Genomic DNA, 12,553 nt, shown 5'->3' on the forward strand with positions numbered 1-12,553 from the left:
GGATTCAGCATGCAGCCATGCAGGGCTCTATCCATATGCTGAAGGCTCGTGAGTATGAAGGTGAGTTTTTTACTCGCAAGGATGATAAGTGGACTGCCCGGGTAGAGAAAGAGGTTGACGAAGTCTACCAGGTACTTGACCAGCTGGATAAGGTTAATACTGATAAGAAAATTAAGGAACATAGCGCCAGGGCCCGCCAGCTTGGCAAGTCGTATGTGGAGCAGTTCAAGGGACTGGTGACGACCTTTAAAACCGGCGGGGATGTTGTTGAGGGACGTGAAGAGTTGCGTGATGTGATTAACGACTTTCAGCCCCAATTAGAGGCATATATCCCCAAAATTGCCGACGGCCTACATAAACAGGCCAGTGCAGAGCTTGAGAATACTATTTCAAAGGGTAAAACTATTCTGTTGGCAGTGCTGGTTGGTTCGGCTGTCGGGCAGGTGCTGATGTTGCTCTTTATTGTGCTGCCAATACTTAAGTCGATTTCAAGCATGACAGAGCGGTTGAAGGATATTGCCACCGGTGAGGGTGATCTAACCAAGCGGATTGATGTTTCGAGTAAGGATGAGATTGGCGAAACTGCTGGCTGGTTCAACACTTTTGTTGAAAATTTGGCGGTTATCATCGGACAGGTGGCTTCAAACGCTCGTCAGGTAACGGCAGTAGCTGAGAGCGTGCGGATGAACTCCTCTGCCATGGTGGCAAGTTCTGAAGAAATGTCCGGGCAGGCGGCCTCTGTTGCGGTGGCGGCGGAAGAGATGTCAGCAACCGCTTTTGAGATCGCAAATTCATGTACCCGTTCAGCTGCCAGCGCTTCAGAGGCAGATCAGGCTACCGAGACCGGAGCACGGGTGATTCAGGAAACCATTGCCGGTATGCAGCGGATTGCAGAGCGGGTTCGTGAGGCTGCTGCCAATGTTGAGGAGCTGGGGGCTAAGTCTAATCAGATTGGTACTATAGTGGGCACCATTGAGGATATTGCAGATCAGACCAATATGCTGGCCTTGAATGCAGCCATTGAAGCAGCCCGTGCCGGTGAGCAGGGGCGTGGCTTTGCCGTTGTTGCCGATGAGGTGCGGGCGCTTTCCGAGCGGACCACCAAGGCTACCAAGGAAATTGGTGATATGATCCGTATGATTCAGCAGGAGACCGGCGGTGCGGTCAAGGCTATTGAAAACGGTGTGGCTGAGGTGGAAAACGGCACCCGTGAAGCAAGCCGTTCCGGTGAAGCTCTTGGCGTTATCACCAATGAGATTCAGAATGTAACTCAGCAGATGAGTCAGATTGCCACGGCAGCTGAAGAACAAAGCGCCACTACCAATACTATTAGCCAAAGTATCCGACAGATTACTGATGTTGTTCAGGAGAGTACTGACAAGGCTCAGAGCTCTGCAAGCTCTGCTGAGGAGTTGTCCCGTCTGGCCGACGAATTGCAACGGCTGATGGGTAAATTCAGGGTTTGAATTTTGAGTTGAACCTATGGTAAAAAAGGCTTTAAACAGTTTTACGATACCAATCTTAATGACGCCTAAGGGGCACAGGGAGGAACAGTTATATGGCTAACATCCTGATCGTTGATGATTCATCCACCATGAGAAAGATTATTTCCCGGTCGCTTCGTCAGGCCGGACTGCCGGTTGACGATATTCTTGAAGGTGGTGATGGTATTGAGGGCTTAAATGTTCTGCAGACCTCAGGTAAAACGGTTGACCTGATCCTTTCTGACATCAATATGCCCAATATGGATGGTCTTGAATTTGTCAAGGCAGTGCGGGCTAACGGCTTTTCCATGCCGATTGTGATGATTACCACTGAGGGTGGCGAGGATGTGATTGCCGATGCCATTGCCAGTGGTGCCAAAGACAGCATTAAAAAGCCATTTACCCCGGAGCAGCTGAATGAAAAGCTTGGGGGACTCCTATGAGTCTGAATGCCGAGATTGCTGATAGCCTCAAATTCTCGGAACAACAGCTTTCCGAGTATATTATCAATGCCACCCGTGAGGTTTTCTCCACGATGGTAATGATGGAGCCGGCTGATGATTTTCCCTTAAAAGAGCCTATCACCCATTTTAAGTGCAGTATTACCGGTATGGTAGGTTTTGCTGGTACCTACTCAGGTGTTATTTCCATGCACTGTCCAATGTATCTTGCAAAAAAGATCACCGGAGCCATGCTGGGAATGGATGAAAGCGAGGTTGAGGAAGGGGGCGAGGATCTGAATGATGCCATTGGTGAGATTGCCAACATGCTGGGTGGCAGCGTCAAGATGATTTTGTCCAAGGGCGGTCTGGATGTCAAGCTTTCCATTCCAACCGTGATTGCAGGCGAGGATTATACGGTTAACTCCCTTTCTGACATTGATTGCGTAGTCATTCCGTTCAATGTTGATGGTAGTGAACGGTTCCTTGTCGGTCTGACCCTCAAGAAAGAAGAGTAATCCCCCGATTTAACTAGTACGGGGTGCGTATCTGCGCCCCGTGCAGTTCACTTTGTATCTCCCGTGAGTCCCAGATGGATGGTTATGTAAAGCTGCATGAGATGCTGGAGACCGCTCTACGGCAAGCCGGTGAAGAGGCCGGCATGCTGTTGGGCCAAGGGTTGACTGCAACCCTGACGGACTCCCTGACCTTTAGTAAGGCTGCCTACTTTGGTGACCTTGATGACGGTGTTTTTGTGCTGGCTGTAGAATCCCGGGAAGAGTACCCAGGCCAGTTCCATCTTGTCTTCAATCTGCGGGATGCCATTTTGATGAGCAGCCTGCTGTTGGGTATACCTGCCCCAAGAATCAAAGAAAAACAGCGTTTGTCCATTATCGAGCCTGATGACATCGATGCATTCGGTGAAATCGGCAACATGATCAATGGCGCCATGAACACAACATTTCAGGGGTCATTGTCAGGTAAGGCACACCTGAAACTGCTGGGTTCAAAGAAATATGTTCCAGAAATTGATCCGCTGACTGACGACGATCCTTTGCCAAATGGCGACTATCTGATGTTCCGTTCCCGGTTGGAGATGGAAGGTCAGGAGATGCACCATCTGGATGTGCTGATTCCGGTTGATCTGGGTAATCAGTATGATCCTCCTCCTGAAGCGCCTGCGGCTGCTCCTGAAACAATAGCAGCTTCAGACGTGAGTGCTGCTGACTCTTCTGTCGTTGGAGAAGTTGCAGCGCAGGTTGCAGGTGATGATGAGGTTCCGGCCCGTAAGGCAGGCGTTGTTGCCGGAACCGTTGGCGAAGAGATGATTGCTGTGTTTGAGGATAGCGATGAGGAGCGTTCTCAGCTTCTGGCGTCCCTTGAATTCACTCATTTCAAACTGGTTGAGTCTACTCTGAATGCAGATGTGAAAGAGATCTTTTCTCAGGGAAATGTGCGGCTGGTGGTGATTGGATCCCAGGATGCTGATGATCGAGAACTTGCAGTCTGCATTAAGATTAACGCCTTGCGTCAGGATCAGCCGGTTCCGATTATCATGTGCGCACAGCGCTGGACCCGTACCGCCGTGCTAAAGGCGCTTAAGTATGGTGCTCAGGATATTATTATCAAACCTTGTGATCCTGATGAACTGGCAAGTAAGGTAAAACGGTTATGTCGACTGCCTTCCGTCTAGTCATTTCATGGTTGCCGGGCAGGCCAGGTTGTTTCCACCTGTTTCTGCCGGTCTGTTTGTTGCTGACATTACCCCTCGTACTGTTGCCTCTTGCCTCGTACGCCTCTCTACCAAATCAGATTCATCGTATTGAAGTCCATGCCAAGCCTCGTTTTACCCGTATAACCGTTAAGCTGTCTGAAGAACCACGGTTTATCGTTTCAAAGATCCCAGGTAATAGGCTCAGGATTAGATTCAGTGATACCTCCGGTCCACTCTTTCGTTCGTTACGCCGCTACTCGGATTCAAATATAGGGGGGCTGGTGGTGGCGCAACGCGGCGATGATACCGTGGTAACCTTTGCCATTGCGGCCGGTCGGGTAGGCTGGCGAACCGTGCATGTGGATGGTTTGCCAGCGCTGTCGCTGGATGTTGGAACAATTTTTCTGGCTGGTGCATCAGGACGGCAGGCGTTGCCGGGCAGGGAGCGGATCAGGAACGGTGCCGAAAAATTGCTCAAAAACTTTGATCCACCACTTAAGCCGGAGATCCCGTTTGTCCCTACAGATCGGAATGCCCTTAAAACCGTGCTGAATGATGAGGATCAGCGGCTGTTTCTGGCTGCAGAAGGTGCGTTGTATAAAGGAAAGTTGACCGCTGCAGAAGATGGCTTTGCCTTCTTTGCTTCCCGTCAGTCACAGATTCGTCCACTGGCGTTGTATCGGTTGGCGGAGACGCAATATCGTCTGCAAAAATATGCTCAGGCTCTGGATAATTTTCGTGAGGCTGCCCGTGAGTGGCAGGAGTTTCTGGAGCTTAATCCGGCCATTATGTTTTATTATGGTGACAGTATCGCCCGTAGTGGCGATCTGCCTGGTGGACGGCAGCTCTTGGCCAGGCTGATTGTTGCCAATGCCGATAAAAAGTATGCCCCTGTGTTGTTGGTGCGCATGGCTGATGTGTTGACACGGCAGGGGGGCGAAGAAAATGCCAGAGCGATTTATAGCAATGTGTCAGAGGCCTTCAAAGACAACAAGGCACACCAGATTGCGGTCATGAAGTTGGCAGACCGCGCATTTCTTGAGGCTACTCCAGATAATTATCAGGCGCTTAGTAAGACCTACGCTGATATAGCCGCCAATACCTCTGATTTTGATTTGCGTGAAGAGACCGTCTTTAAGCATGCATTGCTGGAGGCGATTAACGGTCCGGCAGATACCGCTCTTGATTTAGCGATTGTTTACCAGAAGCGTTTCCCTAAGGGTGTGTATAGTACGGTAATTCGAGATATCCGCGAAGATCTTGTGGCACTGGTTTACAAAGGTTCGGATTGGGCTAAAAACCCTATCGGCCTAATCCGTTTGGCAACTGATAATCAAGATTATCTGGCAATAGCAGCCAGAATTCCCGGTCTCTTCCAGTCTGTTACCATGGCCTTTGACAAATCAGGTCGTCCTCTTGATCTGATAGCGCTTTACGCCGGGCTGCTTGAACGGCCGTGGATCGGCGAGGATACAGCTCCCTATCTGACACTGCAGGTTGCCGATCAGTCTGAACTGCTGGGTGATACGGTAATGTCCAGAAAGGTTCTGCAAAACTTTTTACAACGTAACCCCGCCCATAGCCAATCGCGCTGGGCGAAGGAGCGGCTGGCAGCGATCCAGTTTGCTGCCAGGGAGTTGCCGGCGGTGCGCACAGGGCTTTCCTGGCTTCTGAACAAGCAAGAGCAGGCTGTCTTTCCAGTCAGCTACTACTATCTGGGGCGGGCTTTGTGGGAAGCCAAGGAGTATTCCCGTTCTGCGGTGGCAATGGAGTCCTATCTGACTGCCGTTAAGGGGATGAAAGAGAAGCCGGTGCTGCTGGGGGATGCTTACTATGTTGCCGCTGTGTCACGCCAGGCATTGGGTGACCGGAAGGCGGCTGCCGGATTGCTTGAGGCGGGGCTGGGTGCGTCACCTAACGAACGTAAAGACCAATTCCTTTACAAGCTTGGTGAGCTTGCAGCCCTTGATGGGCGTATTGAACAATCCCGTGCGCTGTTTGAGCGGATATTAAAAGAAGGTAGTGATCCTGACTGGCAGCGTCTTGCACGCCAGTCACTTGAAGAAAGCAAGCTGTTGCGCCCCCCTCCCTCCCCGTCAAAGAAAAAATGATGTCAAAATAACGTTATTGTCAAAATAACGACACATCTGGTCTGACCAACAATGGCTGTATGTTTTCAAACGAGTCCCGATAATACTGCTGTTTCTGTGTAGAACTGCGTAAGGCATGGAAATTGCAAAAAATGATTCGCATAATTTTCTGCTGAACTGCAGAAGGGGGTGTCATGATGCCTGTTGAGGGCCTTTTTAGTACAACAATCAATGTGTTGGGACAGAGTATTGATCTGCGTACGCGCAATCAAAACCTGATCTCTGCCAATATTGCAAATGCGGAAACCCCTGGATATACACCGAAAAAGCTTGAATTTGAACAGCAGCTGCAATCTGCTGTCAAGAAGTCGTCGGCACGGGGGATGGGGGCCGTTGCTGCGGGATCAACGACTCATCCGGCTCATATTCCTTTGCGGGGTGGTAGCGCTGAGCGGATCAATCAGGTAAAGGGCGTGGTTGTTGAGACGCCGTCCAAGACCCCTGGGCGTGACGGTAACTCGGTGGAGATGGAAAACGAAATGAGTAGTATGATGCAGAACCAGGTGATGTTTAATGCCTCGGTTCAGTTGCTGTCTAAGAAGTTTGAGGGACTACGTTCTGCTTTGAGGGAGGGTAAATAATGGATCTGTTTACCGCAATGAATACCAGTTCGTCGGCACTGACTGCTGAACGAACTCGCATGAACTTGATTTCAAGCAATCTGGCGAACGTGAATACCACCCGTACGCCAGAAGGTGGACCGTACAAACGGAAAGATGCTGTTTTTATGGCAACGCCGGTGTCTGATGGGTTTGGCAAAACGCTTGATGGTGTTACCGGGAAGCACCTGCGTGAAGTTATGGTGTCAGAAATAGTGGAGGATAAAAGCGCACCTCGCATGCAGTACGACCCAAGTCATCCTGATGCTGATGCGCAGGGCTATGTCGCTATGCCAAACGTGAATGTTGTTGAGGAGATGGCGGACATGATTACGGCAACACGGGTGTATGAAGCAAATGTTATGTCCGCGCAGGCAGCTAAAAACATGGCGCTTAAAACGCTTGAAATCAGTAAATAGGAGCTAGTTTATGGAGATTAAGGGGATTAGTGGCATAGGGGTCTCTGCAGCCTTTCCGCTTGATAAGGCATCATCGTCCACATCGGTGTCGGATGGGGCAGGCAGGTTTTTTAAGGAACTTGTGGGAAAGGTGAATGATCTTTCGCAGCAGTCTGATCAGGCGATACAAAAACTGGCAACAGGAGAGAACAAGAATCTGCATGAAACCATGATAGCTGTTGAAAAGGCCAGCGTGTCATTTTTGTTTATGTCGCAGGTGCGGAATAAGGCGCTTGAGGCGTACCAGGAAGTGATGCGGATGTCGGTTTAATGTCGATGCATTCCAGTGACGAGTAGAGGAAAGAGATGCCTGAAGGATTAAAGCGAATTATAGAGCCATTTATGGCGCTGGCACCAGGTAAGCGGCTGTTGGTTGGGGGTGTGGTGCTGGCTTGCGTTGTCGCTTTTGCGCTTTTAATCATGCTTGCCAACCGGACTGACTACCGGCCGCTATTCACGAATCTGGCAAGCGAAGACGCAGGTGAGATTGTCAAAAAATTGAAAGAGGCTAAAACCCCCTACCAGATTACTCCTGATGGCAAGGGAGTAATGGTTCCGGCCGACAGGGTGTATGAACTCCGACTCTCGCTCGCCTCTGAAGGTTTGCCGCAGGGCGGGGGGGTTGGTTTTGAAATTTTTGACCGTAAAAACTTCGGCATGACCGAGTTTGTGCAAAAACTCAATTACCAGCGGGCACTTCAGGGGGAGCTGGCACGCACTATTACACAGATCAGTGGTGTTGAGCAGGCTCGTGTACACCTGGTTATTCCAGAGAAGACCCTGTTTAAAGAGGCTGAAAAACCCCCTACCGCATCGGTGGTGCTGAAGATGAAAGGCAGTAAATCTCTCCGTGATAGCGAGGTACAGGGGGTGGTTCACCTTGTTTCGTCTTCGATTGAGGGAATGAATACTGATAATGTGACGGTGCTTGACAGTCGGGGCAAGATTCTGAGCAAGGGTGGAAGTGGTATGGCAGATGCAAGTGCCAAGGCCACTACGGCTATGCAGGAAACCCAGCGTGGGTATGAACGGAATGCCGAAGAGCGGCTTCAGACACTTTTGGACCGGGTGGTTGGAGGGGGTAAATCAGTTGCCAGGGTTTCGGCTACCTTTGATTTTAAACAGGTTGAGCGGGTAGAGGAAAAGTTTGATCCAGAAACTATTGCGGTTCGAAGTGAACAGCGTACAGAAGAAAAAGCTGGCGGGTCAGCTGCCGCCATTGGTGTGCCTGGTGTGCAGACTAATCTGGGACGTACTGCACCTGGCGGTGGTGGTGCACTTGGTGGTGGCAGCAAGAACGATGAAACTCTTAATTATGAGGTGAGTCGTTCAACGTCCCGTACCGTAGAACCGGTAGGCACACTGAGCAAAGTGTCGGTTGCCATTCTGGTGGATGGGAAGTACGAGGCTGCAGCTCCTGGCAAGGACGGGGCAGCGGTTAAACCTAAATATGTGCCACGCTCGACGGATGAGTTGCAGAAGATTGAGGCGTTAGTTAAAGGTGCTGTTGGTTTTAATCAGGAGCGTGGGGACCAGATCAGTATTCAGAATATTCCATTCCAGGATGCGGGTGATGCAGCAGGTTCAGCAGAAAGTGCCAAATGGTGGATGAATCCGTTTTTCCTGACACTGTTTAAAAATCTTCTGATTGCCGTTGGATTCCTGGCACTGATGATGTTTGTGGTTAAGCCGATGCTGAATACGCTGCGGGCTGCCCGTCCGCCTCGACCTGATATTCTGGAGGCTATTGCGCCGGATGCCCAGGAAAAAATGTCAGCCAGCGAGCGGGCACAGCTTGCCATGCATATGGCTGAACAGCAGGAACTGATGGAAAAAGCCAAGACAAATCCCTACCAGGTTGCACAGATTTTACAAAACTGGTTAGGTGAGAGTTCATGATAAGAGGTACTAATCGCTATGACTGGTGCTGATAAGGCAGCAATATTATTGTTGTATCTTGGTGCGGATGTCACTGCCAAGGTGTATGAGCATATGGAAGACGAGGAGATCAAGCGGATCTCTAAGAGTATGGCCAGCCTTGGCCATGTAACCCGTAACACTATTGGCGAGGTGGTTGAGGAGTTTAACGAAGTAATCTCGCCTGAATCCGGCATCTTTGCACAGGGCGATGAGTTTGTGCGTAAGGTGTTGGAAAGGGCGCTGGGGCCAACCAAAGCCCAGATGTTAATGGAGGAACTGCAGGCTTCTAGCTATGGCGATCTGGTCGATATTCTTGCGTCTATGGATCCCAAAAGTATTTCTAACTTCCTTTCACAAGAGCATCCCCAGGCCATTGCCGTTATTCTTGCCAAACTTAAGTCTAAGCAGACAAGCGAGATAATTTCCGCATTGCCGCAAGAATTACAGGCAGAGGTGGTGTTGCGGATTGCGGACGTTGAACAGGTTTCGCCTGAAATACTCCAGGAAATAGACGATGTCATGAAGCGTGAGATCAAGTCTATGGGGGGGGTGCAACGCTACAAGGTTGGTGGTGTTGAGAAGGTCGTTGATATGTTCAACCACTTTGACCGCAGCAAGGAAAAGCAGATTCTTGAAAAACTTGATGTGCTGAGTCCGCCTTTGGCAGAAGTCATTCGTAAACATCTCTTTACCTTTGAAGATGTCTTTGCCATGGATGATCGTTCCATTCAGGCAATCATGCGTGAAGTCTCTAACGATACCTTGACCTTGGCCATGAAGACCTCAACCGATGATGTCAAAAACAAGATCTTTAAGAATATTTCCAGTCGTGCTGCAGACATGATCAAGGAAGACCTTGAGGTTATGGGGCCGGTACGGCTATCCGATGTTGAAAAGGCACAGTCCGAAATTATCAAGATCGTTCGCAAGATGGAAGAAGAAGGCAAAATTGTGCTTGGTGGACGGGGCAGCGAAGATGTCCTCGTCTAAAGTCATTAAAGCTGGCGACGAAGAACTTCAGGTCGGTGATTTCAGCTTCCAGAGTATTCTGAAAGGTGGATTGCTTCAGAATGTAAAAATGTCCGAAAAAACAGAGTGCTTTACCCCTCTGGCACTGTTTGATACCTCTGAATTGGGCACTAAAGGTAACTTCGTTTCCAATATACAGCGTGAAGAACCCGGCCCTGACGAACCAGCACTGCCACCCGGTACCTATATTAGCGATGAAGACCTGCAGCGTTATCAGGAAGAGAGCTATCAGCGTGGCCTGCAGGATGGTAAGAATCTGGCCGAACGTGGCCTGTTAAACGTTTTTAAGGGGTTGCGTACTGCAGCAGAGGATCTACAACTGCTCCGCGAAAAGGTTTTACGTGATTCAGAGGATGACCTGCTTAATTTAACGTTTGCAATTGCCAGGAAGATACTTACCCGTGAGGTTACTCAGGATCGTCAGATTGTACTGCGCCTGATCAAGACTGCGTTGTCAGGGCTTAATGAACAGGATGAACTGATTATCCGGCTCCATCCTGATGATCATGCCCTGCTGAGCAGTAATAACAGTATGGCGCTCCAGAAAGAGCTTTCAACAGTACGCTTTCAGCTGAAAGCAGACCCCACCGTGGAGATTGGCAGTTGTCAGATTGAGACAGACCGAGGAACTGTTGATGCTGGATTTGAAGCGCAACTTGATGAGGTCTACCGACGGTTGCTGGAAGAACGCACCGCTGGAACAGCAGTCTCAGACGTGGGTTGATTGATATCATGCCAAGTCAAAAAGTGGACATGAACAGGTATATGCGCGCGGTTGAGTCGGTTAATCCGGTTCGTTTGCATGGTAAAGTGACACAGGTTGTGGGGCTGGTAATTGAGGGCTATTGTCCAGACACTTCGGTAGGGGCAATCTGTGAAATCCGCCCTAAAGATGGCTCACCGATTCCTGCTGAAGTAGTCGGGTTCAGAGATAATAAGACACTGTTAATGCCACTGGGTGATCTGCGAGGTGTAGGACTAGACAGTTTGATTGCCGTCAGGCGTGATAAAGCGACCCTGAAAGTTGGCCCGGGCTTACTCGGTAGAGTAATAGACGGTTTGGGTAACCCGATTGATGATAAAGGTCCGCTGCGCCTGGATGAAGAGTATCCCATCTATGCGGCGCCGGTTAATCCGATGACACGACCGCCTATCAGGCGGCCACTGGACTTGGGCATTCGTTCAATCAACGGGCTTTTAACCTGTGGTCAGGGGCAGCGTGTCGGAATTATGGCGGGTTCAGGGGTTGGAAAGTCAACTCTGCTTGGCATGATCGCCCGCTACACAGAGGCAGATGTCAACGTCATCGCTCTGATCGGAGAACGTGGCAGGGAGCTGCGCGAGTTTATTGAGAAAGACCTGCAGGATCAGGGTCTTCACAAGTCAGTGGTCGTGGTGGCTACCTCTGATCAGCCGCCGTTGGTCAGGATGCGTGGTGCCTATCTGGCAACAACCATTGCAGAGTATTTTAAGGATCAAGGCAAAAAGGTGTTGATGATGATGGATTCAGCTACCCGATTTGCCATGGCTATGCGTGAAGTTGGCCTTGCAATCGGTGAACCACCAACAACCAAGGGTTATACACCGTCAGTATTTGCGGCCCTGCCAAAACTGCTTGAACGGACCGGCAACTTTCCTGAAGGAAGTATCACAGGCCTCTATACGGTGCTGGTTGAGGGAGATGATTTTAACGAGCCTATTTCAGATGCAATGCGGAGCATTCTGGATGGGCATATTGTGCTGTCGCGGGATCTTGCGGCCCGGAATGTCTATCCACCGATCGATATCATGGCCAGTGCCAGCCGGGTAATGAGCGATGTAACTGATGAACAACATCGAAAGCTGGCAGGCCAGTTCAAGGAGGCGCTTGCTACCTATCGACAGTCTGAAGATTTGATCAATATCGGTGCCTACAAGGCTGGTAGTAACCCGGGCATAGATCACGCAATTCGTAAGATTGATGCCATGACTGCCTATCAGAAGCAGGCCGTTGCAGACCCTTCAACGCTGGCTGATTCTATTGAAGGGTTACAACAGATTTTTGAGGTGTAGCAGAGGGCTTTAGAATGGCTGTTAAAAAGAAGTTTGAGATGCAGCAGGTTCTTAACTATCGAGTCGAGCTGGAAAAGATGCGAAAGCAGGAGTTTGCTGCAGCCAGACATGATCTTGATGCCGCTTCAGATCGGCTGGAACAAGAAAAAAGTGAGGCTGCAAAGCTGGCGGAAGAGTTTAGTGGTCGTCAGCAACAAATTGACTCCATCTTTGAGATGCGCCTGTATGCCGATTTTTTTGCACGTAAAAGGGATGAGATAAAAGAACAACAACGAAGGGTTGAATCTCTAGATCACGTTTTGGAGGATCGCAGGGATGAGCTGGTGCAGGCCACCAAAGAGAAAAAAGTAATGGAACAATTTAAACAAAAACAAAAAGAAGCTTTTTTGAAAGAGCAGGCCCACAAGGAGGGACTGCTGTTGGATGAAATTGCCACCCAGAAAAAAGGTCAGGAGTAGCCGGGTGAATAAACGCTGGATCTCAATTATAGCCATGGCATGTTGCCTGGGTACCTTTGCAACCGTGGCCTTAACCGCTTCTCAAGGCACCACGGAGCCGGTGCGTACTCCCCAGAGTAGTACGCAGGGAGACCCAGTGCCCCCAACCCGTGCAGCTCGGGAAGAACGGGCAATTCAAGAGGCACGTCGGCAACAGCTGGCTGAAAAAGAGGCTGCTCTAGCAGCAAAAGAAGAGGAGTTGAAGAAGCT

13 protein-coding genes and 1 pseudogene are annotated in these 12,553 nt (G+C 50.0%); all 14 read left to right on the top strand.

The annotated features are described in order from the left end of the window. Positions 1-1,466: methyl-accepting chemotaxis protein (locus OEL57_RS08725; protein ID WP_300739677.1), on the top strand; the 1,466-nt coding region annotated here is incomplete at its 5' end. Between the two features lie 92 nt (positions 1,467-1,558). After that, the gene (locus OEL57_RS08730; protein WP_012471341.1) at positions 1,559-1,927 is read left to right on the top strand and encodes a response regulator; all 369 of its coding nucleotides are present in this window, start codon (positions 1,559-1,561) and stop codon (positions 1,925-1,927) included. Continuing rightward, complete coding sequence (locus tag OEL57_RS08735; protein ID WP_300739684.1) at positions 1,924-2,442, top strand: chemotaxis protein CheX; 519 nt, start codon at positions 1,924-1,926, stop codon at positions 2,440-2,442. The genes OEL57_RS08730 and OEL57_RS08735 overlap by 4 nt, the downstream gene beginning before the upstream one ends. A gap of 74 nt (positions 2,443-2,516) precedes the next feature. Next, complete coding sequence (locus OEL57_RS08740; protein ID WP_300739686.1) at positions 2,517-3,617, top strand: response regulator; 1,101 nt, start codon at positions 2,517-2,519, stop codon at positions 3,615-3,617. 302 nt (positions 3,618-3,919) lie between these two features. Next, entirely contained in the window at positions 3,920-5,749 is a 1,830-nt protein-coding gene (locus OEL57_RS08745) for a tetratricopeptide repeat protein (protein WP_300739688.1), read from the top strand. 173 nt (positions 5,750-5,922) lie between these two features. Then, entirely contained in the window at positions 5,923-6,369 is a 447-nt protein-coding gene (gene flgB, locus OEL57_RS08750; RefSeq protein ID WP_307726488.1) for a flagellar basal body rod protein FlgB, read from the top strand. Beyond that, positions 6,369-6,806 carry a flagellar basal body rod protein FlgC gene (gene flgC / locus OEL57_RS08755; RefSeq protein ID WP_300739690.1) on the top strand — a complete coding sequence of 146 codons (438 nt, stop codon included), beginning with the start codon at positions 6,369-6,371 and terminating at the stop codon, positions 6,804-6,806. Before flgB ends, flgC begins: the two co-directional genes overlap by 1 nt. Before the next feature lie 10 nt (positions 6,807-6,816). After that, the gene (fliE, locus tag OEL57_RS08760) at positions 6,817-7,116 is read left to right on the top strand and encodes a flagellar hook-basal body complex protein FliE (RefSeq protein ID WP_300739692.1); all 300 of its coding nucleotides are present in this window, start codon (positions 6,817-6,819) and stop codon (positions 7,114-7,116) included. Between the two features lie 35 nt (positions 7,117-7,151). Then, positions 7,152-8,744 carry a flagellar basal-body MS-ring/collar protein FliF gene (gene fliF / locus OEL57_RS08765; RefSeq protein WP_300739694.1) on the top strand — a complete coding sequence of 531 codons (1,593 nt, stop codon included), beginning with the start codon at positions 7,152-7,154 and terminating at the stop codon, positions 8,742-8,744. A gap of 18 nt (positions 8,745-8,762) precedes the next feature. After that, on the top strand, positions 8,763-9,755 hold the full coding sequence (fliG, locus tag OEL57_RS08770) for a flagellar motor switch protein FliG (protein WP_300739696.1): 993 nt from the start codon (positions 8,763-8,765) through the stop codon (positions 9,753-9,755). After that, on the top strand, positions 9,742-10,518 hold the full coding sequence (locus OEL57_RS08775; RefSeq protein WP_300739697.1) for a FliH/SctL family protein: 777 nt from the start codon (positions 9,742-9,744) through the stop codon (positions 10,516-10,518). The genes fliG and OEL57_RS08775 overlap by 14 nt, the downstream gene beginning before the upstream one ends. A gap of 29 nt (positions 10,519-10,547) precedes the next feature. Beyond that, the gene (locus tag OEL57_RS08780) at positions 10,548-11,846 is read left to right on the top strand and encodes a FliI/YscN family ATPase (protein WP_414718511.1); all 1,299 of its coding nucleotides are present in this window, start codon (positions 10,548-10,550) and stop codon (positions 11,844-11,846) included. 14 nt (positions 11,847-11,860) lie between these two features. Then, positions 11,861-12,304: a flagellar export protein FliJ gene (gene fliJ, locus OEL57_RS08785; RefSeq protein ID WP_300739701.1), complete on the top strand. Its 444-nt coding sequence runs from the start codon at positions 11,861-11,863 to the stop codon at positions 12,302-12,304. 4 nt (positions 12,305-12,308) lie between these two features. Beyond that, positions 12,309-12,553 (top strand): annotated as a pseudogene (locus OEL57_RS08790) (hypothetical protein); the annotation flags it as partial.

The sequence above is a fragment of the Trichlorobacter sp. genome (genome assembly GCF_030247655.1).
Taxonomy (GTDB): domain Bacteria; phylum Desulfobacterota; class Desulfuromonadia; order Geobacterales; family Pseudopelobacteraceae; genus Trichlorobacter.

Coding starts and splice junctions, on each gene's coding strand:
- fliE (WP_300739692.1), top strand. CDS start 6,817: ATGGAGATTAAGGGGATTAGTGGCATAGGGGTCTCTGCAGCCTTTCCG.
- OEL57_RS08740 (WP_300739686.1), top strand. CDS start 2,517: ATGGATGGTTATGTAAAGCTGCATGAGATGCTGGAGACCGCTCTACGG.
- fliJ (WP_300739701.1), top strand. CDS start 11,861: ATGGCTGTTAAAAAGAAGTTTGAGATGCAGCAGGTTCTTAACTATCGA.
- OEL57_RS08775 (WP_300739697.1), top strand. CDS start 9,742: ATGTCCTCGTCTAAAGTCATTAAAGCTGGCGACGAAGAACTTCAGGTC.
- OEL57_RS08730 (WP_012471341.1), top strand. CDS start 1,559: ATGGCTAACATCCTGATCGTTGATGATTCATCCACCATGAGAAAGATT.
- fliF (WP_300739694.1), top strand. CDS start 7,152: ATGCCTGAAGGATTAAAGCGAATTATAGAGCCATTTATGGCGCTGGCA.
- flgC (WP_300739690.1), top strand. CDS start 6,369: ATGGATCTGTTTACCGCAATGAATACCAGTTCGTCGGCACTGACTGCT.
- flgB (WP_307726488.1), top strand. CDS start 5,923: ATGATGCCTGTTGAGGGCCTTTTTAGTACAACAATCAATGTGTTGGGA.
- OEL57_RS08780 (WP_414718511.1), top strand. CDS start 10,548: ATGAACAGGTATATGCGCGCGGTTGAGTCGGTTAATCCGGTTCGTTTG.
- OEL57_RS08735 (WP_300739684.1), top strand. CDS start 1,924: ATGAGTCTGAATGCCGAGATTGCTGATAGCCTCAAATTCTCGGAACAA.
- fliG (WP_300739696.1), top strand. CDS start 8,763: ATGACTGGTGCTGATAAGGCAGCAATATTATTGTTGTATCTTGGTGCG.